Origin of the sequence: Vibrio bathopelagicus, from assembly GCF_014879975.1 — a bacterium.
Lineage (GTDB): Bacteria > Pseudomonadota > Gammaproteobacteria > Enterobacterales > Vibrionaceae > Vibrio > Vibrio bathopelagicus.
Genome location: NZ_CP062500.1, coordinates 3,096,298 through 3,116,951 on the forward strand (window position 1 = coordinate 3,096,298; position 20,654 = coordinate 3,116,951).

Genomic DNA, 20,654 nt, shown 5'->3' on the forward strand with positions numbered 1-20,654 from the left:
CACCAAGCGGCTGAACACATAAGAAATACCCCCTTATACAAACTGCAAAGCAGCTTACTTTGTTATGACATAACTGCCTGTTGGACAATTTGAAAGCAACTTGTTGGCTAAAATTATCCTAATGAAGATTTACTGGTCCCTAAACACGTTTGGGGGCTAGAATAACGACTCTACAAATTATACTCACCATCATCAAGCGACTCTCACCAACCCTCGCTCGTCCTAAACCCATCAGGTTTCCACTCTAAAACTAATAAGCCATATGAACTCATTAGAAGCTCACTACCACCTTCTTATCTACCAGAACTCTTCACCTTAAACCAAAAACATTCAGGCATATGTCATCAATGTGAATACCCATCATTGAATCCGACAGGAGCCCGTAATGGCAACTACCCAAAATTCTGATTACAAAAAACAACAGCGCTATCAGGAAAATGAAATCCTAGAGCATGCCGCTGAGATACTCGCCACACGCTATGTGCGTGGTGATGCCTTAATTAGTCCTAACGCCACTAAAGAGTATGTACGCTGCAAACTCGGCAGCTATGAACGTGAAGTGTTTGCTTTACTGCTACTGGATAACCAAAACCGACTGATTGAGTTTAAAGAGCTCTTTCATGGCACCGTCGATGCCGCCAGTGTCTACCCAAGAGAAGTAGTAAAAGCTGTGTTAGAGGTCAATGCAGCTGCGGTGATCATGGCTCACAACCATCCTTCCGGTGACTCTACCCCCTCACAAGCGGATAGACGTATAACCGAAAGACTCAAGGACGCTTTAGCGCTGGTGGATGTGCGCGTATTGGACCATATCGTAACGGGCGAAACCTGCACCTCATTTGCTGAGCGAGGCTGGTTATGATTGAACAACACTATGGTGATATCAGTATCAATGATGCACTGCTCTCGTCATTAGAGAGCCTTCTAGCAGGTCACACACTACCTGAGCATGCTGAGCGACTGGTACTGAACTGCCGTCAAATGAGTTACTACCGCCACCGTCAAGGACTGCACCCTATAGAGATACAGCTCAAACGAGAGTCAATCTCAGAGCCATGGGTCATCGTGTTCTTTGCAAGCTTTTCTTACCCTAATGACAACAGTACTTCAGTAGAGCCAGAATTGTACTTTCACCTTGCTAATCGTTGGTTTTATCAACCCGATACAGGTACAACGGATTTATCTCATCCAGAAGTGCAAGAGGTGCTCTCTGCTTGGGTGAACGCATTAACTCGCCACCTAAACCGAAACGTCTTTGATAGCGTGCAACTCTCGCTAGTCAGCTCGTTTAACTAATCCCCTACCTACTTTCTGATTTATCCCTAAACAAGGAGGACTGTCGATGTCCCAATTAGCCTTTACGTCATTACCTCTACCTGTTTCTAAGAAGCTGTATGCGTTACTCAATGTGCGTTACTCGGCACATTTGCTTAACAATGAAACGCTCTCCACCAGCCGTCATGTGGTCTTTAACTTTCGTGATAAAACTTACAGTGCTGATGCTGGTGGCTTTCACCCTGTCGAAATGTCTATTTGCCAATCTTCAACAGGAGAATGGTGTATTGAGTACATTACGGACTTTGCTTATATGGGGAGCTACTACCCTGAGTTTGAGAGGAATTTGGATTTTGACTTTCGCGCTCGTCAATGCTTTGCCAGCTATCACGGTTGGTTTTCAATGAAAGATAACCGTAACGCTGTCGAGCTGTATCGATTGTGGGAGAGTAATTTTCTCGCATACGTTGAGATGGAGGCATTCGACGACATTACCCTTACCCCGCAATAACTCATGACTTCCCTTCTTCTACAAACCATCAAACTTATCTCTGCCCTCATCACGTTACTTTCTCTTTCCCCTTTATTTGGTGCCATTGGAACCCTAACGACCTTAGGCTTTCTGGTGGTACTGCTGATTGGGTTGCTGGTAGCCATCTCAGAGCTGAGAGATAAAAACAACCATCGATAATGTTAATCGACTCACGCTTTCGCTAAGCCGATTGATGGCGCTTTAACCGTTGGACATTATGTGTCGAACCCACCTCTATTCTCCCGACATTAAATGTCCGACTCCGGTGTGGAGCGCTATGTATTGAGAGAGTAGTCATGAGCAATAAAACCAGCATTGAAGGCTTATCTGCTTTGCTGCACACGCTGATGCTTATTCCTCAACATCGATGGATCACCGTTAGGGAGTTGCAGCAGCAGTTAGCCCTAATCGATATCCACCGCACCACGCGCAGTATCAAACGCTACCTCGATGACATCATTGTGGAGGTGTTTAACGTGGAGTGTGATTCGATGAGCATGCCCCATGTTTACCGAAAAACATCCGAGCAGTTGCTGACGTTCAATAAGCAAGAAATGCTCTATTGGCAACTGACCAACAAGTACTTACAACCGCTTATTCCTGATGTACTGAATTATGGACAGGGTCGGTCCTCGGAGAGAGATAAACCCTTACCGGATAAGGCTTCAGCCATTTCAAAAGAACGACTTTGGCTAAGCAAAGTACACCTCAACCTACCTAATACGAGAAGCTGGAGTAACAAGCAGCAACAAGTCTTAGGGTCAGTCCATGAAGCATTACTTAACAACCGAATGCTAAAGGTCTCTAGCCAAGCTTTGCAGCAAGAGCAAACGCTCATTGAACCACTGGGACTCTCGGTTCAATGTGACGCGCTCTTGCTGCTCTTTCGGTTATCCGACCAACATCCAATACACACCGTTGCCTTACCACTCATCGATGAGGCCAGTGTATCGACATTTTCATTTACCTATCCCTCTGACTTCAATGTTGAGCAGTTCATGCTGGCTCACGAAGGAGCAGGCTACCCAGAATTTCACTCACCAATGAGGAGAGTAAACCCATGACCAAACTAAAACATCGACTAAACCAATCGGTTCGATACGCAGTCACGATGGCCCTGTTTATTGGAGCAACAGGATGCACTGAGCAGGAAGAGTCTCCTGAAGCCGTTGCGGATATAGAAGTATCGATCTCCACCAACTCTCATTGGGGAAGCTTAGTCTTTGACCTACAAGCCATCACCAACAACACCGTCATCACCGACGTTGTAATTAACCGAGGTAATTGTCGTATTCCTGCTGGCACGGCCTCAGAGCTCTCTAGAAACGTTTCATTGAAGTTCGGTGAAACCTACACGGGATATAGCAACAACTGCACCGTCGATAACGTGAAAGAAATTGAAGTCACTTCAACGGCTGGCACCTTTGTTTACACCTTCTAAACCGAAAGCAAAACGACTCATCTATTTATCAATACCAATAAGGATCGAATATGAAAAACATCACAACAAACACACTTGTTCTACTGACTACCCTAGCATCACCTTTTGTTTTGGCTCAAGGTGGTGGTTCGCTTGGAGGTAATCCATCGGTAGACACGGGAGCGGTTAACGTCAGTGTAGGTAAATGCACTCAATACAAGCTAGATGTGAAAGCAGCCCTAATCGCAGGTAAACAGGTATCGTCAGTTACGGTTCCTAAAGGTTGTGAAGCGATCACAGAAAAGTAATACCACCAGCAAAGGCTAAAAATGACAATGGGGAGCGTTATCGCTCCCTATTCTTTTTTTGCTTCTGTACATAAAAACACTTTCGGATTGGCGGTGCTCGTAACCGAGTGTAGCTCTCTTAAAAGACAACGCCGCACCCAATACTCCTTGTGTCAATGGAACCATAACTAACTCTTTGATAGCGATAAGCTTAATGACTCATACCATTTAAAGTAGACGCATTTTCCAGTCGACGTATAAGCAAGACCACATTTTACATTCGGTATAGGGTTGTGGCCTACCTTCCCTTATTTACACCGTTTGTGATTGTACAAGAGCAGACTCACGAATCTGCTTCTCTTTGAAACTCGATAATATAAACATCATCATGTATCCAGAGCACAATGCGGTAATGATCGCCACGACATTGTCAGTAAACGCCGATATTACATAGAACATAATTACTAGCGTTGCGATACCCGCGAGGCGTATAAATAGACTCGTTTTAAAGTGCCCGTTTGCTTTAATGTAGGCCAGTTGGTAGGCATTCAGCATCATAAAAATGAAGAACATCGAGAAGTGGAACAGTACTGGTACCGCTCCGATATATTCAGCAGGGAAAAGCGCTTCTACAAGGTTCGAACCAAACAGCAGCATCGTCAAGAAAAACGCCCCGCTGACAACAAATGACAACTTAAACACCCATCGACGGATAAGCTGAATCTCAGAGAATTCACCATTTCGTACCTTCACAGACAGTTCAGGCAGAACAAAGCGGTAAATTGGGAATACGAATAACATCGTCATGTATGTGAAGACCGGACGCACTACAACCTGAAAATCGCCCAGTTCATCGACGCTGAAGTAGCGTATAGTCAACAACACAGCAATGTAAATCATAAGAATGCTTGCTCCTGCTTCGAGTGTTGCAGTAAAGCTTTTTTTCACATAACCGTACATGTCTGAATTAAGCTGCACAGGCTTAATTGGCAGGGTCGATATCTCTTTTCTTCGGCTGATATACATATAGAGCGCCGTTATTAACGAAGATATGGTCAAACCATAGAACAACGCCGTTAACGCACTGAATCCAGCAATATAGTAAGCGAATAGAAACAAAGCCACGTTCAACGCAGGATCAAGCCAAGTGGTACGGTTAGTGATATCGTACAAACGATACATGGCAACTAAATTGGCAAAGTAGAGCTTAAGCCCCAAACCAAAAATGATGCCCACCAACTGTAAGTATTCGACACCAATATCTAAGCTGTGCTTGATGTAAGGAATCACCCCACCCCACGTCATTAGAACGACGAAAATAAGGGTAAAGCGGAAGATATTGATAATATCGATATCATTCTTAGTTTGAGAATACGTCACGACCATGGATGAGCGGAAGCCCGTCATCAGAATCATGGACAGAGAAATGATATCAACGACAGTATGAAAGAGTGCCAAATCGGCTTTTGCTACCCACCCCGCAAGCCAGATCTTGAAGGTAAAACCTATCGCAATGCTGAGTAATGTTGCCCATATACCGGAAAGAAACGCCTTCTTTACCTTGGTGACTGATTGTGAATGCATTTCGAATACTACTGTCATAGGTGAGTTCCCCTTATGGTATTGAAAACTATTCTCATTTACAACAAAACTCTGTTGCACCTCCTACGACTCTAGGGAAAAGTATGCTAGCCAGCAAAATGCGCTACTACCTGCTCTCGCCCCCACATCGCATCAGCCTATGGATATATGTTATCTATAAAAACGCTTAACGCTATCCTAAAGACGAATCACTGTTCCTAGGGGGCAAGGCATAAATACGACCGCACAGCCTGCTAGCGGTCTGCCAACAAACTGTGCTCTATCTTCTTACTCGGCTTCTGCCGCTTCAACGGCTAACAAGTCTGCCATGTCATTACCCTTATTACCTGAATGAGCTTTGACCTTTCTTACCTCTACGTATTTCTGTGAACGCAGTTCGTCGATTTGTTGCCATAGATGGCGGTTCTTTACTGGCTTTTTGTCTGACTTACGCCAACCTTTATCCTTCCAGTTATCTAACCAACCGTTATACCCCTTCACACAAAAGTCACTGTCTGAGTAGATGACATCGCCATCCTGCGCATACTCTAGACCTTCGATTAAGGCCATTAGCTCTAATTCTGCATTGGTGGTACTGCGTCTGATAGTGATGCCATCTTGATACTCTAGTTCACCGTGCTCATTAAAGGCTGCAATACCAATTCCACCCTGTGTGCATCCGTGTTGATTGTTTGGTGCTGCGCCATCTACGTAAATTGAAAAACTCATTTTATTTCTCTCTCTAATTGAAAAGGGAGCCCTCAATGGCTCCCTGTTGATGTGGTCAGTATGTTTGCTGTAAATTGGATTATTCTTGGCTCTCTCGTAATCCCAAGCATGATTCCATCCAATCATCAATCTCGCCATCAACCCAAGCAACAGCTCTATCTCCAAGGTTGACTGATAATGGAAAGTTACCGTTATTCATTTTTCGGTAAATCGCTGAACGACTTAAAGCCGTTTTCTCCATCACTTCTTTTAACTTTAGAAATCTCATTGGGAATGGTCTCCTGTATTTTGTATATACCCATGAGATAAGCCACCGCTGTAAAAAAGTGCGGTGGGGTTAATCCTCGCTAGAGCCAAAACAGTAATGCTCTTCTTCCCATGCCTCAGCTAAACGGCTCATGCGATGAAATACATTGTTCTTTACTACGCTACTTTTACTCTTGCAGCGCGTCCCTAAGCCGTAGTTACCTCGGTCGTTAAATAATACCAATGAACGCTCTTTGCCTTCGTAGTGGCTCTGTACAGCCTCTTGCCATGCCTCTTTAAGGTGGTTGGCTAATTGATTACGTTTATCCCAACAGATAGCGGAGCCAAAGTACTGGTTGTAATCAAGCAAGAGTATGACTTGGTAATTGTGTGAGGGGGATTTATCGGCTCGCTTACGCCACGAGCAATAGAGTGAGTCTGTATTAAGTTTCTTTTTAAGCTGGTGGATGTAGTCATTGATGATGGTTAAATCGGTGTCTGGGTGGTCTTTAGGAAGGTATAGCCCCAAATGCATGACTAACGTGAACTCAAACTGCTCTAGTGCCTGTTCAAAGAGGTTGGTCATACTCGTAAGGGCAGATTCATACAGCCCGTGCTCACTGTAGATCACGGGATAATCGTTAAAGGTGGTGGAATGGGTTATTGCTGGTGTATGGGGAGTGTGGGGCATGAGACAGTACCTATGGCTAGTTGAATGACATAAGTACTGCTTGTGGTGTGATTTTTTAGGTTATCGACGACTGCAACCAAAACTCGTACTACGGTTATCGCCGTGTTTGGTAATGGGCTTCGCGAGACGACTCATTCGATAGAAGAACTCGTTTAGCTGTAACGGGAACGTTTCTGTGTCGGAGAAAAGCTCAAAACCTTCATTGTTAGGGGAATACGCTAACCCTGAGCATCGTTGGTTAGAGTGAGCTTCCATCACCCTATCCCATGTCTTTCTTACTTTTTTGTAGAGAAAACGCCCCCAACTATCTCGACCTGTTCCTAAGCTTTGGAAGAGCTCTCGATCAAAGAGCAAGATAAGATGATACTGGCTAGTGGAGTCACACTCCCTCGCCCAGATATAGCGGATCACCGTTTGTGGATGTTGATAGGTGTTATTGGCGTATTTGTCCTTACAGAGTTCATTAGTCTCCAATTCTAAAGTATGAAAGAAATGGGCAAACACCGTTAGGTAATCGCCCCTGAAGTGACTCGGTAGATTTAGGTTGAGGTGAACAGCAAAGAGTCTCGGATATTGATTTAGTGCTTCAGTCAGTACTTGATCGATATCCTCCAAATACTCAAGGATAAGACCACTCTCGTGGTAGTAGAGTGGCTTTCCATTAAACGTTCGGTCATGAGTGACGGTGAGGTGGTTAGACGCTTCTGAGTGATGTTGAGTGGCGTTGAGCTGGTTTGGCATTCTAGTTCCTGTGGTTTGTTGTTAATCCCACAGGAACTGTCACTACCGTAATTTTTAAACTACTTATGACTATGGCCGAAATTCCGCCTACCGCTACCAAAGTGCTTCGTATCTTCTTTGGCTAAATAACTAATGTGCTTAAATAGCTCATCAAACGCGTCGTCAAAGTCATCAGAGTTACGGTTCAAGCGATGAATAACCACGCTGTCACTATTCTTCTTCTTTGAGAAATGTACTAATCCATTTGCCTCTTCATAATCAACACCGACGACTCTCGCCCATGCCTCCACGATAAAGGAGCCTAAATTATCATTTGGTGTTTGAGTTTGTCCCAACCAGTTAAATCTATCCTTATTGAACATGAGTAATAAGTGATAGTGGTCATTCATTGAGGTAGAGCGCTCTCTAACCCAAACATTTCGAACCTTGCAGGGATGAACCCTACCACCCTCTTGTCTTTTTTTTCGCTTGCCAGAGTAAGCTATCTGAGACTGTAACGAGCGGATAAAGTCAGTGATGACATTGCCACACTCTTCATTGGCTCTTAGCTTGGGAAATCTCAAATCTACACGGATAGCCATAAGACGAGGATAGTCATCTAATGCTCGTTCAATGGTGGCGTGCATTATTTCTAAGTAGTCGAGGTACAGTGGACCGTGTGCCGTCTGGATAGGATGACCAAGAAAGGTTTTCTTAATGGTGAGTCTAAGGTTTTTGTTTTTTCGAGAACGTACATTCATTGCTATCTATTCCTGTGTTGAGGTTCATAGATAGGTCGATGCCGTTATTTATAATGGTGTACTGTGAGTCACTTGGTGTGACTCAGGGATATGTGATGATGTAGTCGTGTACTAGGTATGGTAGATGTTTAGTTATTAACGTAATAATACTAACCAGACAGACATATCCTCCTTCCCCCGATCAAGGTTTAAAGCGTTTCAATTAGGCTTTCACACTATTCAAACCAACAACAAGCATACAAATAATCAACAACTGATGGTGCATTTTTATAGGAATGAAATACCCCTTCGCTTTCAAGTTACATGATGACAACTGAATACAAACAAAGGTGATAGGCTCATTTAACACTCCGGGTTATCTCAAATAACGCTCCTTCATCAACTAATCAAACTGATTCACTCCTATCATCTCTATTTCATGTTTTTATTTGAGAAGTTGGATGACGTACTCCCTTAAAGTTTGATTTTATACCAAAAGAAAGCAGTACTAATTTTTGCAAGACGACACTTCTCAACTACATGCTCAAACAAATTTTTCATAGAAGAAATAACAATAGATTACTGTAATACAAAACACCAAAATGTAGAACTTCTTAAAATAAACCTTATAGCACCATGATCAAGTATAGGGCCCACCCCATCTCAATCAATGAAAATTCTTGCCGAAATATTTCGATTTTTCTTGTCTATAATTTGTAATTTCCAACTGAAAAATATAATGTATTTCTTTCGAAAATGCCTACGAGAGTGCATGACTTATGAAAGGTCCTAGCTATCGATTTACCCTTGTGCGAGATACGGCTGATAACACTCAGCTTCGCTTTTACATAAGCTACCTATACTTCAAACAAAACAATCACCTATTAAATGGCTATGACTTATCTGTTATGCAACAGCGCGGTCTCAAGCATCACTTCACTGAAATTGTTGCTGAAAAACTAGACATTGAAACAGAAGTGTTAGAGAACGGAAGTTTCAGTCTTGATGTGAAGGAGCAGCTACAAACACTCTTGAATGACCTACTTTACATAGCAAAAAAATGCATAATTCCAAATTTCTATATATCTTGGCTCAACAGTACAAGGGCGGATTTTTTTCTTTACTCACTAATTAAACTATCCATAAAAAGCAACATACTGATAACAAGCAACCGTTATTCAAAAATTTATATAGGTCAGGTTTTTTGGCCTAAATTTAACTCTATTGGACACCAAACACGGGAAAGTAAGCTGCGTGATATTAAACGGAAAAGAATTGTTAAGGATAGGGAGCGTGAAGGAAAAGCCTGCGATCCTGAGCTGGTTGATCAGCTAGTCGACAAACTTATAGTAAAAGATAAAGAAGAAATAACTAAGATCCAAAAGGAGTATGAACCATACATAGAAGCCTTAAGGCCAATAGAACACTATGACCCGGTAAATGACCCGAATGCTATAGAAAAAATGATTGATCACTTCCATACCATTGCTTTTACAAAAGAAGCATATCGTTCTGAAAACATACGTTTCATCACGCAAGCTAAGCGGCTCTATCAGCAATGTTATGGCAAAGTGCCTGCATCTCGAGGCATTATGAAAAATGATAGTAGTGAGCTGATTAACAAAACCTACGAAAGACTTATTAAACAATACAGTATCCTTCGATTTTATCCGCCAGTTGAAAACCCTACCATTAGGCAATACTGCATTATCTCATTTCTTGACATCCTCTATACTACGACGAAGAAAGAAGAATTTGAAGATCGGTTCAAACTGATAGGAGATAAGTTTTCCTTAGACAAGAGTGAGTGCAAAGACTTCACTCTAACCTTTTCTCAAAAGCAATGGGATATGCTTATCGGTATAACTGAATCAAAGTATCCATCAAAAATCAAACAAGCTCTCAATAAAATAATCAGGCAAGAATATAAGAGTCTGAAAAAGACGAAAGAAGATTAACCATTTAAATGTCAGATGCAAATGGCAACGAGCAGAGCAGCCCTCAAGGTTAAAACTTATAGCGGTAAAGGGGATAAATATAGGCATCTCCCCCTTTACCCTACGACATTATACCACTTCGGGAAACTGAACAATATTAGTCTTAACGTTTACTATCGAGTCTAACTCATCAGCCCAGCGCTGTAGCCACTCTCGACACTCAGCTTCATAGCGGTGCAAATTATATGTTCCCTCAATGCCTTTAACACTATGCCCTAATACTGCTTCAGCAACTCCCGTAGGGCATCCCATACGTGCTAATTCCGTTCGTACTGTTCGTCGTAGATCGTGAGGAGTCCAAAGCGGCATATCAATCATTAATCCATCTCTACGCATTCGCCACGTATACTGAGTTAGTTGTTTTTGAACTACGTGAGAACCTCCTTTAGAAGTAGAAAAAACATAGATAGATTGAGGGTATGATTTAACCTCTTTCCATTTACGTAACCACTGAACAGCTTGAGAAGGCAGCTGAACATAACGAGAGTTACCATTTTTTGTTTCAGTTAAATAAATGGTGTTCTTATCAAAATCAATCTGCTGCCACTCTAAGTCGCAAACCTCTCCAGTACGACAGCCTGTCCACAGCGTCATTCGGAGAATACCTCTTATGTTTTTAGAAAAACTCGAATTCGGCAACCATTTGATAAATCTAGATAACTCAGAATGGTCTAACACTCTCTTACCTTTATTATTAGTCAGCTTAACCTTACTCTTCTTAAACTTATTAATAGCCAACAGCGCTGGATTGACAAAGTTTTCAGGGAGATAATCCATACCAATAGCATACTCATAGGCACTGGATAGCTCTCGTAACACAGAGCCTGCTTGTACTGGCGCACCTCTATCAATGATCCCTTGAATTAAATACGTAATGTCACTTTTGCCGACTTCCATAACAGATCTATCTCCAAGAAGAGCGACAATATCAACATACAAGGTTCGTCTAACTTCTTTTTGTCCTTTTGCCTTACGAGCTCCTGAGATCACTCCACCAGAAGAAGTAAATCTGTCTTGAATATAATTTTCTAAATAATGATCGATCACATCTTTGAGAGTAATGCTATTAACACGCTCAGTCTTTAATAACTTACGCCGCTCTTGTTCTTGCCTTTCTAAGTCAGCCTTTGGACATATTCCCCGCTCTCTTATGGCTTTCATTTCGCGAAGCTTAATGCGAGCTTGCTCAAGTGACATATCAGGAAAGGTACCTAGCTTAATCTGTACAAGTTTACCACCTGACTCTGGGCTTCTATAGCGATAGGTAAAAGTTTTCCTGCCCGTCTTTCCACAGGCTATTCTTAGCCCTCGGTTTTCTCCAGTATCAGACAAGACACCTTTCTTAGCCGTTAGCGCCTCAATTGTCTTATTCGTTATAGATTTGATATTCTTCTTATCAGCCATTTATCGGGGTCCCTTATCGCAATATTGTGCGGCGATTGTATTATCTAGTATAGGAAATAAAAAAACTACACTTTTACCTACACTAATGATCGCGCTGTAGTGAAATCCTTTGATACTTAGTGGGACTTGTTGAAGATCCCATAAATTCATAACTCATTGATTTAAAGTAACTTAATGCAAAAAGAAACCACTAAAAACAAAGACATAAAAGCAGCGCATACACCTATGATGCAGCAGTACCTAAAACTAAAAGCAGAAAATCCAGAAATTTTGCTGTTCTACCGCATGGGAGATTTCTACGAGCTTTTCTACGATGATGCTAAAAAAGCCTCTCAACTCCTCGATATTTCGCTAACCAAGCGTGGCTCTTCAAATGGTGAGCCTATTCCTATGGCTGGCGTTCCATACCACGCCGTTGAAGGTTACCTTGCGAAGTTAGTGCAGTTAGGCGAGTCCGTAGCAATTTGTGAACAGATTGGTAATCCAGCAACTTCAAAGGGCCCGGTTGATCGCGCTGTCGTAAGAATTGTGACACCCGGCACCGTGACCGATGAAGCATTGCTTTCTGAGCGTGTTGATAACCTGATTGCCTCCATTTACCACCACAATGGTAAGTTTGGCTACGCGACGCTTGATATTACTTCTGGCCGATTCCAACTATGTGAGCCGGAAACCGAAGAAGCGATGGCGGCAGAGCTACAAAGAACATCACCACGTGAACTGCTATTCCCTGAAGATTTCGAACCCGTTAATTTGATGGCAAGTCGTAATGGCAATCGCCGTCGTCCGGTATGGGAATTTGAATTAGATACAGCAAAGCAGCAACTCAATCAACAATTTGGTACTCGTGACCTAGTTGGCTTTGGCGTTGAAAGCGCAAAACTTGGTTTATGTGCTGCGGGTTGTTTGATTCAATACGTAAAAGACACGCAACGTACTGCTCTTCCACACATCCGTTCACTCACAATGGATAAGCAAGATCACTCAGTGATCCTTGATGCGGCTACTCGCCGTAATCTGGAGATCACCCAAAATCTTAGTGGCGGCACAGATAACACCTTAGCCGAAGTGCTTGATCACACCGCGACTGCTATGGGTAGCCGTATGCTTAAGCGTTGGTTACATCAACCAATGCGTAATATTTCAGCTCTTGATCAACGCCTAGATGCGATTGGTGAAATGAAAGATTTGGCTCTGTTTACTGAGTTACAACCAACGCTGAAACAGATCGGTGATATCGAGCGTATTCTTGCACGTCTTGCCCTTCGCTCTGCACGTCCACGTGATATGGCACGACTTCGCCAAGCAATGGAATACTTACCAGAGCTTGCAGAAACTCTGACGCAACTTAAGCACCCATACCTGACTCAGCTTGCTCAGTATGCATCTCCTGTGGATGAAGTATCAGAGCTGCTTGAGCGTGCGATCAAAGAAAACCCACCGGTGGTGATCCGCGATGGTGGCGTGATAGCTGAAGGCTACAACGCAGAACTCGATGAGTGGCGCGACCTTGCGGCTGGTGCAACCGAGTTTCTGGATAAGCTTGAGCAAGAAGAGCGTGAACGTCACGGTATCGACACGCTTAAAGTTGGCTACAACAACGTACACGGTTTCTTCATTCAAGTTAGCCGTGGACAAAGCCACCTTGTGCCACCACACTATGTTCGCCGTCAAACACTGAAAAATGCAGAACGCTACATTATTCCTGAGCTGAAAGAGCACGAAGACAAAGTTCTCAGCTCTAAATCGAAAGCCCTAGCTATCGAGAAGAAGTTGTGGGAAGAGTTGTTTGATTTGTTACTGCCTTATCTAGAGCGACTACAAAACATTGCTTCTTCAGTGTCTCAACTGGATGTTCTACAAAACTTAGCTGAACGTGCAGACACCCTTGATTACTGTCGTCCAACCATGACTGAGTCTGCTGGTGTACAAATTCAGGCGGGTCGCCATCCCGTTGTTGAACAAGTTATGGACGAACCGTTTATTGCTAACCCTATCGACCTTAATGATCAACGTAAGATGCTGATCATCACAGGTCCAAACATGGGTGGTAAGTCGACCTACATGCGTCAGACTGCACTCATTGCACTGATGGCTCATATCGGTTGCTATGTTCCAGCAGAAAGCGCGACGATTGGTTCTATCGACCGTATCTTTACGCGTATTGGCGCCTCTGATGATTTGGCTTCAGGCCGTTCAACCTTCATGGTTGAGATGACAGAAACCGCGAATATTCTGCACAACGCAACACCAAGTAGCCTGGTGTTAATGGATGAAATCGGTCGTGGTACCAGTACTTACGATGGCCTGTCTCTGGCTTGGGCAAGTGCAGAGTGGCTAGCTAATCAAATCAATGCGATGACACTATTTGCAACGCACTACTTTGAGCTAACTGAGCTACCAAACCAAATACCAACCTTAGCGAACGTACACTTAGATGCGGTTGAACATGGCGACAGCATTGCCTTTATGCACGCAGTTCAAGAAGGTGCGGCAAGTAAATCTTACGGCCTTGCGGTTGCCGGATTGGCTGGCGTACCTAAAGCAGTGATCAAAAACGCACGTGCGAAGCTGACTCAGCTAGAAGCATTGAGTATCGACTCTCCGACATCAAAACCAAGTGGCGTTGATATCGCGAACCAACTGAGCCTGATACCTGAACCAAGTGAAGTAGAACAAGCACTCGCGAATGTTGATCCAGATGATTTAACCCCTCGCCAAGCATTAGAAGAGCTCTACCGCTTGAAGAAGTTGCTTTAGTCTCTTTTCTCTTTCCAAGTAGGTTGCTATTGTCGTTTTGTACTGTCGCTTGAGTAGGCAGCATCAAATACAAAAAAACGCTGACTTAAAGTCAGCGTTTTTATTTGTCTTCTATTCAAAGAAACATCATCAGTTCATTTAGTCGTTTTCTACGTTGAACAGATTTTCCATGTTCAAGCCTTGCTTGATTAGAATCTCACGTAGACGACGAAGACCTTCAACTTGGATTTGACGAACACGTTCACGAGTCAGGCTGATTTCGCGGCCTACTTCTTCTAATGTTGACGGTTCATAGCCAAGTAATCCAAAGCGACGCGCAAGCACCTCTTTCTGTTTAGGGTTCAGCTCATCAAACCAGAAAATCAACGAATTCTTTATATCGCTATCTTGAGTTGAAACCTCAGGATCTGAGTTGTTGATGTCTGGAATAATATCCAGTAGCGCTTTCTCACCATCACCACCAATCGGCGTATCAACGGAGCTCACTCTTTCGTTTAGACGAAGCATCTTACTCACATCACCAACTGGTTTATCTAGCTTAGAAGCAATTTCTTCTGCCGTTGGTTCGTGGTCAAGTTTTTGTGATAGCTCTCGTGCAGTACGCAAGTAGATATTCAGCTCTTTCACAACATGAATTGGTAAACGGATAGTGCGAGTCTGATTCATTAGCGCACGTTCAATGGTTTGACGAATCCACCATGTCGCGTAAGTTGAGAAGCGGAAGCCGCGCTCTGGGTCAAACTTCTCTACGGCGCGAATCAAACCTAGGTTGCCTTCTTCAATAAGATCGAGAAGTGCAAGACCACGGTTGCTATAACGACGAGAAATTTTTACCACCAAACGCAGGTTACTTTCGATCATGCGTTTGCGTGCTGCTTCATCACCGCGTAGAGCTCGACGTGCATACAGCACTTCTTCTTCAGCGGTTAATAGTGGTGAGAAACCGATTTCGCCTAAGTAGAGTTGAGTAGCATCTAAACTCTTAGATGTAACTTCAGTCTCTTCTTTCGTTTCGGCTTTCTTTTTGACTGTTCGTTTTGCTTTTCCAAGAGCTTCCGGTTCCGTGGTTGCTTGGTTAAGATCGAACTCTTCTTTGGTTACTGCATTGCTTATACTCATAACGCCTCCCCCTGGCGAAATTAGCATGACATTACAACTTCATATGTCGCTAAATGACTGTGTCACTCCATACAATACGTAATTTTTCATACTGTATTTAAGGTAAATATCGTTTTGGATTAACGGATTTACCTTGGTAACGAATCTCAAAGTGCAGCCTAACACTGCTGGCTCCAGAGCTTCCCATTGTTGCAATCTTCTGCCCTGGTTTCACACTTTGCCCTTCAGATACTAATAGTCGGTCGTTATGCGCGTATGCACTTAAGTAATTATCATTGTGCTTCACAATCACTAGATTGCCGTAGCCTCGTAGTGCATTACCCGAATAAACAACCGTTCCCCCTGCAGTAGATACTATTGGCTGACCTCGCTGTCCTGCTATGTCTATGCCTTTATTTCCTTGTTCGCCTACAGAGAAATTCTTGATTACTCTCCCTTTAGTTGGCCATAACCATTTGGATACTTTATCACTTGTTGGTTTGGTGGACGGTGTAACATTCTGTTTACCTTTAGACCCAACATACTCCTTTGATTTGGATTGTTCAACCTTCTTTGGTGGATCTTTTTTCACCGGTTTGGCGGAAGTTTGCGCAGGCTTGGAATTAGAGCTCTTACTCTTTACTGGCGTAGTTTTAGGCTTACTACTCGCAGACGCTGTAGTGGCCGCGGCTGCAGGAGCAACCACTGCTGCTGCAACGACAGTTGATTTACCATACGCTGGCGCGCTATAGCTAGGACGCCATAACTTAAGCTTCTGTCCAGGATGAATAGTGTAAGGTGCTGCGAGGTTGTTATAACTCACAAGGTCTTTAACGTCTTTATTGGTGACATAAGCAATGAAATAAAGGGTATCGCCTTTTTTGACTTCATAGTAACTGCCACGATAACTACCACGATCGATCGATGAGTAATTCTTGTTTAGGCTAGAAACTGGCGCAGGCGAGTTAGCCGCACACCCAACAAGTGCACAGCTAAGTAACAAAGTACTTCCTTTAAAAACCTTCGAACGCATCGACTATCTATCCACCTACACCATTAGTCTTGTTATTAAGCTAACTCACCAGGAACAAGAGGTACAAACCTTACCATTTCAATCACGCTGGATAAGAACTCATCACCATGGCGAACAATTTTCAGCAACTGTTGCTCATCATCACCAACAGGAATCAACAAGCGACCACCATCTTTTAGCTGCTGCAGGAGTGCTTGAGGGATCGACTCCGCTGCTGCTGTTACAATAATGGCATCAAAAGGCGCCTTTGCTGCCCAGCCTTGCCAACCATCACCATGTTTGGTTGATATGTTGTAGAAGTCGAGCTGTTTGAGACGACGCTTAGCATCCCATTGCAATGATTTAATTCTTTCAACCGAATACACATGATCAACCAGCTGAGCCAAGACAGCCGTTTGATAGCCAGACCCCGTACCGATTTCTAAAACACGGCTATTTTGCTGTAATTCTAGCAACTCTGTCATCTTAGCGACAATGTACGGCTGAGAAATCGTCTGGCCCTGTCCGATAGGAAGCGCATTATTATCATAGGCTTGATGATACATCGCCTGTGATAAAAAGCTCTCTCTCGGCAGTTGATAAATAGCATCGAGAACCTTTTGATCCTGAATACCATTTTCAATCAGAAAAGTAATTAAGCGCTCTGCTTGAGGATTACTCACTTACTTCTCCCCTAACCATATTGTCATCGCACCTAGCGACTCATGCGCTGTCAGGTCAACTTGTAACGGTGTTACTGACACAAATCCATGCTCGATAGCGTAAAAATCGGTGCCTTCACCCGCATCTTGCTCTTTGCCAGGAGGGCCAAGCCAATAGATATCATGACCGCGTGGGTCTTTTTGCTTAATCATATCTTCAGCATGATGACGAGCACCTAGGCGTGTCACCTGAGTGCCAGACAACTGCTCCAAAGCTAAATCAGGGATATTGACGTTTAACAGGCGATTGGTTGGGATTGGGTTTACTAAATGTTGTTCGACGATACGACGAGCAATGGCCGCCGCTGTCTTAAAATGTTTTTTACCCACCAGAGAAAACGCCACCGATTGAACACCTAAAAAATGCCCTTCCATGGCTGCTGCCACTGTGCCTGAATAAAGCACATCATCACCTAGGTTAGCACCGTGATTAATACCCGTTAATACTAGATCGGGCATATCATTCTTTAGCAATTCATTTAACGCAAAATGTACACAGTCGGTCGGTGTTCCTTGTACCGAATATGTATTTTCGGTAATTTCTTGAACACGTAGGGGCTGTTCTAAAGTTAATGAATTTGAAGCACCCGAGCGATTACGGTCAGGTGCAACAATGATAATTTCAGCAAGATCACGTAATTCATTGGCCAGCTCATGAATACCTTGAGCGTGCACACCATCATCGTTGCTGAGTAAAATCTTCATCTTGTATCCTTTCTTTTGTTCCAATGCCAAGTCACTTAATTTCCGATATCAAGTGACTTCGCTCCAAGCAGAATCGTTATTGCTCGTAGCTTCGCTCTACGTGAACTTCTTCAACCAATTCACGAACAATAGCGGTTGCGAAACAACCCGCATCGAGAGAGAACTTAAGAGTGACATTGTCTTCGTTCACTTCCCACGCTAAACCCATCGGCTTTAACGAAGCTTCACGGCGATCATGGCGCATACGGTTGCCACAAATAAGAGCCATTAGATCCGGTTCAGCATCAAGATGTTTCTGCTCTAAAGCTTGAGACGCATCAGTCGTCGGTAACGCATTATCTCCAGCCAAAGCAACTGTAATAAACGTAGAACCGTTCGCGATATCTTGATTTACCGTTTCAATGTTGTCTGCAGTCACAGCTAATTGCGCGCCGTCTTTAACGACGATATCGCCAACCAATGCCGACGCAAACGCATCTTGCTCAATACGGTCAGAAAGGATTAAGTTATAGATCCAAGAACGAGCTGCAGAGAGATACAAGCTGCGCTTATTTTGATTACGCGTACGAACGTTTTCACGACCCCAACGACGAGCTTCAGATAAGTTGTTACCTTCATTACCGAAGCGCTGAGCACCAAAGTAATTTGGCACGCCGACTTGAGCGACTTTTTCTAAACGCTTTACCACATCATCACAGTCCGTTACTTCAGACAAAGTCAGCTCGAATTGGTTGCCAACTAAATCGCCTGGACGTAACTTTTTGTTGTGACGTGCTGTCGCCAAGATCTCAATGCTTGGATATTGTGCTAGAAAAGCAGAAAAGTCAGGTTCACCTTTTGGCAGATGCACGCTTAACCACTGCTCTGTCACAGCATGACGGTCTTTCAAACCAGCCCAACTGACGTCTTTCGACTTAACACCACACGCTTTAGCCAGCTCGTTTGCTACGAAGCTCGTGTTCTCACCAGTTTTACGAATACGCACCATTAAGTGCTCGCCTTCACCAGTAAACTCAAAACCCAAGTCTTCATTAACGACAAAGTGTTCGGCTTTTGCTTTTAGTTTTGCTTTCGCAGTTGGTTTACCGTTTAGGTAAGCCAATGAAGATAAAATATCTGACATGCTGTTCTTTTCGTGTTGGTGCTTACGCACTTTTAGTAATTAGGACCACCGCTTCACATGCGATGCCCTCTTTGCGACCTGTAAAACCTAAACGCTCAGTAGTCGTGGCTTTTACATTCACATTGCTAATACTCGTTTCTAAATCTTGAGCAATGGCTTGGCACATAGAGTCTATATGAGGAGCCATCTTTGGAGCTTGCGCCATGATAGTAATATCAGCATTACCAATCACATAGCCTTGCTCTTTTACTCGACGGTAAACATCTTTAAGTAATTCGCGGCTATCTGCACCTTTCCACTCATCATCCGTATCAGGGAAATGACGACCAATATCACCCGCTGCAATTGAACCCAGTAAAGCATCACATAATGCATGCAGGGCAACATCACCGTCTGAGTGTGCGATAAGACCTTGCTCATAAGGGACGCTCACGCCACCAATAATTACTGGGCCTTCACCACCAAATTTGTGTACATCAAAGCCATGGCCAATACGAATCATCATTATTCCTTATTCTGACTTAAATAGAACTCAGCCAAAGCCAAATCTTCAGGCTGAGTAATCTTAAAATTATCTGAACGCCCAGCAATTAGTGCTGGTGATAAACCCTTCCACTCAAACGCAGAGGCCTCATCGGTAATCGAAACGCCTTGTTGCAAGGCCTCGCTCAAGACTTTCCGTAAAGGCTGAGATCGAAACATCTGAGGGGTAAGCGCATGCCAGAGGTCTACACGATCAACCGTGTGTTCAATTTGTCCTTGCGCACCACGTTTCATTGTATCGCGAACAGGCGCAGCTAAAATCGCACCAACATCATGGGTCATAGCACCAGAGATCAGTTTGTCGATGTCGCTCAATTGGATACAAGGCCTAGCGGCGTCATGCACCATCACCCAATCACTGAGTTGCTGTTGGGCAATATAATCCAGAGCAGAAAGCACCGAGTCGGCCCTTTCCGTTCCACCGGAAACTCTGATCACTTGTGGATTAAGGTTAAGCGGTAATTCAGGGTAATAAGGATCATCGTCGCTGACCGCTACCACGATTTTAGACACCTGGGGGTGAGACAACAGTTTCTCAACGGTGTGCTCTAAAATCGTTTTACCGTGAATTAGAAGATATTGCTTGGGACGGTCTGCCTTCATTCGGCTGCCGACGCCCGCAGCAGGGACCACTGCAATAACGCTTTGAAGTTGGTTCGACATTAATGAGATTCCTCACCAATAATACGATAAAACGTTTCGCCTTCTTTCACCATTCCCAGCTCATGACGTGCGCGCTCTTCTATCGCGTCTAAGCCTTGGCGTAGATCGTCAATTTCCGCAAACATCTCAGCATTACGAAGATGAAGCTTTTCATTTACTTGCTGCTGAACTTGGATTTCGTTGTTCACACCGTAGTAATCAGAAATACCATTTTTACCGAGCCACAGTGTGTGTTGTAGCCAGCCAAACACTATGAGCAGTACTAAAGCAAAAATTCGCATAACACCTTTCGCCGGTTGAAAAAGAAGGAACTAGAATAAGGCACATATATACCATAATGAGCTTATTGGTGCGAGATATGTGGTGTCAGGGAATCAATAAGTCGGGGAATTATTGGACAGAATAG

The 20,654-nt window shown here is 43.6% G+C and carries 23 protein-coding genes; 8 read left to right on the forward strand and 15 right to left on the reverse strand.

Annotated features, from left to right (window positions below):
- Positions 1-385: 385 nt before the first annotated feature.
- The 6 genes from radC (at position 386) to IHV80_RS13675 (ending at position 3,535) form a co-directional block, all read left to right on the forward strand.
- The gene (radC, locus tag IHV80_RS13645; RefSeq protein ID WP_102478615.1) at positions 386-862 is read left to right on the forward strand and encodes a RadC family protein; all 477 of its coding nucleotides are present in this window, start codon (positions 386-388) and stop codon (positions 860-862) included.
- Positions 859-1,296 carry a DUF2787 domain-containing protein gene (locus IHV80_RS13650; RefSeq protein ID WP_192889396.1) on the forward strand — a complete coding sequence of 146 codons (438 nt, stop codon included), beginning with the start codon at positions 859-861 and terminating at the stop codon, positions 1,294-1,296. The genes radC and IHV80_RS13650 overlap by 4 nt, the downstream gene beginning before the upstream one ends.
- A 46-nt stretch (positions 1,297-1,342) precedes the next feature.
- Positions 1,343-1,786, forward strand: a complete 444-nt coding sequence (locus IHV80_RS13655) for a DUF2787 domain-containing protein (protein ID WP_192889397.1) — start codon at positions 1,343-1,345, stop codon at positions 1,784-1,786.
- Positions 1,787-2,103: 317 nt separating this feature from the next.
- Complete coding sequence (locus IHV80_RS13665) at positions 2,104-2,871, forward strand: transcriptional regulator (protein ID WP_192889399.1); 768 nt, start codon at positions 2,104-2,106, stop codon at positions 2,869-2,871.
- A gap of 47 nt (positions 2,872-2,918) precedes the next feature.
- Complete coding sequence (locus IHV80_RS13670) at positions 2,919-3,248, forward strand: hypothetical protein (protein ID WP_226088531.1); 330 nt, start codon at positions 2,919-2,921, stop codon at positions 3,246-3,248.
- 50 nt (positions 3,249-3,298) lie between these two features.
- Positions 3,299-3,535, forward strand: coding sequence for a hypothetical protein (locus tag IHV80_RS13675; RefSeq protein WP_076655947.1), 237 nt, complete (start codon positions 3,299-3,301; stop codon positions 3,533-3,535).
- A 291-nt stretch (positions 3,536-3,826) separates the two neighbouring features.
- On the opposite strand, the gene IHV80_RS13680 is transcribed toward IHV80_RS13675, so the two are convergent.
- From IHV80_RS13680 to IHV80_RS13705, 6 genes are all read right to left on the reverse strand, one after another.
- The gene (locus tag IHV80_RS13680) at positions 3,827-5,098 is read right to left on the reverse strand and encodes a lipopolysaccharide biosynthesis protein (RefSeq protein WP_192890775.1); all 1,272 of its coding nucleotides are present in this window, start codon (positions 5,096-5,098) and stop codon (positions 3,827-3,829) included.
- A gap of 285 nt (positions 5,099-5,383) precedes the next feature.
- Complete coding sequence (locus tag IHV80_RS13685; RefSeq protein WP_192889400.1) at positions 5,384-5,824, reverse strand: ribonuclease HI; 441 nt, start codon at positions 5,822-5,824, stop codon at positions 5,384-5,386.
- A 79-nt stretch (positions 5,825-5,903) separates the two neighbouring features.
- Positions 5,904-6,092 (reverse strand): AlpA family transcriptional regulator, encoded by a 189-nt coding sequence (locus IHV80_RS13690; RefSeq protein WP_076655945.1) that lies wholly within the window; start codon positions 6,090-6,092, stop codon positions 5,904-5,906.
- 69 nt (positions 6,093-6,161) lie between these two features.
- Positions 6,162-6,761, reverse strand: coding sequence for an inovirus Gp2 family protein (locus IHV80_RS13695; RefSeq protein ID WP_192889401.1), 600 nt, complete (start codon positions 6,759-6,761; stop codon positions 6,162-6,164).
- 60 nt (positions 6,762-6,821) lie between these two features.
- Complete coding sequence (locus tag IHV80_RS13700; RefSeq protein ID WP_192889402.1) at positions 6,822-7,502, reverse strand: inovirus Gp2 family protein; 681 nt, start codon at positions 7,500-7,502, stop codon at positions 6,822-6,824.
- 59 nt (positions 7,503-7,561) lie between these two features.
- A complete protein-coding gene (locus IHV80_RS13705) occupies positions 7,562-8,242 on the reverse strand; it encodes an inovirus Gp2 family protein (protein WP_132941812.1) in 681 nt (226 codons plus the stop codon).
- Positions 8,243-9,000: 758 nt separating this feature from the next.
- Here IHV80_RS13705 and IHV80_RS13710 point away from each other — a divergent pair.
- Positions 9,001-10,179, forward strand: a complete 1,179-nt coding sequence (locus IHV80_RS13710; RefSeq protein WP_076655935.1) for a hypothetical protein — start codon at positions 9,001-9,003, stop codon at positions 10,177-10,179.
- A 108-nt stretch (positions 10,180-10,287) separates the two neighbouring features.
- Here IHV80_RS13710 and IHV80_RS13715 read toward each other — a convergent pair whose 3' ends face one another.
- Complete coding sequence (locus IHV80_RS13715) at positions 10,288-11,622, reverse strand: tyrosine-type recombinase/integrase (protein WP_076655932.1); 1,335 nt, start codon at positions 11,620-11,622, stop codon at positions 10,288-10,290.
- A gap of 174 nt (positions 11,623-11,796) precedes the next feature.
- Between IHV80_RS13715 and mutS the strand changes: the two genes are divergently transcribed.
- Positions 11,797-14,382 carry a DNA mismatch repair protein MutS gene (mutS, locus tag IHV80_RS13720; protein WP_404818283.1) on the forward strand — a complete coding sequence of 862 codons (2,586 nt, stop codon included), beginning with the start codon at positions 11,797-11,799 and terminating at the stop codon, positions 14,380-14,382.
- A 138-nt stretch (positions 14,383-14,520) separates the two neighbouring features.
- On the opposite strand, the gene rpoS is transcribed toward mutS, so the two are convergent.
- The 8 genes from rpoS to ftsB all read right to left on the reverse strand — a co-directional run bounded on the left by rpoS (position 14,521) and on the right by ftsB (position 20,529).
- The gene (gene rpoS, locus IHV80_RS13725) at positions 14,521-15,501 is read right to left on the reverse strand and encodes an RNA polymerase sigma factor RpoS (protein WP_192889403.1); all 981 of its coding nucleotides are present in this window, start codon (positions 15,499-15,501) and stop codon (positions 14,521-14,523) included.
- A 97-nt stretch (positions 15,502-15,598) separates the two neighbouring features.
- Entirely contained in the window at positions 15,599-16,513 is a 915-nt protein-coding gene (gene nlpD / locus IHV80_RS13730; RefSeq protein ID WP_192889404.1) for a murein hydrolase activator NlpD, read from the reverse strand.
- A gap of 35 nt (positions 16,514-16,548) precedes the next feature.
- Entirely contained in the window at positions 16,549-17,175 is a 627-nt protein-coding gene (locus IHV80_RS13735; RefSeq protein WP_017108696.1) for a protein-L-isoaspartate(D-aspartate) O-methyltransferase, read from the reverse strand.
- Positions 17,176-17,919, reverse strand: a complete 744-nt coding sequence (gene surE / locus IHV80_RS13740; RefSeq protein WP_192889405.1) for a 5'/3'-nucleotidase SurE — start codon at positions 17,917-17,919, stop codon at positions 17,176-17,178.
- Between the two features lie 76 nt (positions 17,920-17,995).
- Positions 17,996-19,042: a tRNA pseudouridine(13) synthase TruD gene (truD, locus tag IHV80_RS13745; RefSeq protein ID WP_192889406.1), complete on the reverse strand. Its 1,047-nt coding sequence runs from the start codon at positions 19,040-19,042 to the stop codon at positions 17,996-17,998.
- 22 nt (positions 19,043-19,064) lie between these two features.
- Entirely contained in the window at positions 19,065-19,544 is a 480-nt protein-coding gene (gene ispF / locus IHV80_RS13750) for a 2-C-methyl-D-erythritol 2,4-cyclodiphosphate synthase (protein ID WP_004735397.1), read from the reverse strand.
- Between the two features lie 2 nt (positions 19,545-19,546).
- A complete protein-coding gene (gene ispD / locus IHV80_RS13755) occupies positions 19,547-20,248 on the reverse strand; it encodes a 2-C-methyl-D-erythritol 4-phosphate cytidylyltransferase (protein WP_192889407.1) in 702 nt (233 codons plus the stop codon).
- Positions 20,248-20,529 carry a cell division protein FtsB gene (ftsB, locus tag IHV80_RS13760; protein ID WP_004735394.1) on the reverse strand — a complete coding sequence of 94 codons (282 nt, stop codon included), beginning with the start codon at positions 20,527-20,529 and terminating at the stop codon, positions 20,248-20,250. The genes ispD and ftsB overlap by 1 nt, the downstream gene beginning before the upstream one ends.
- Between the last annotated feature and the right edge of the window lie 125 nt (positions 20,530-20,654).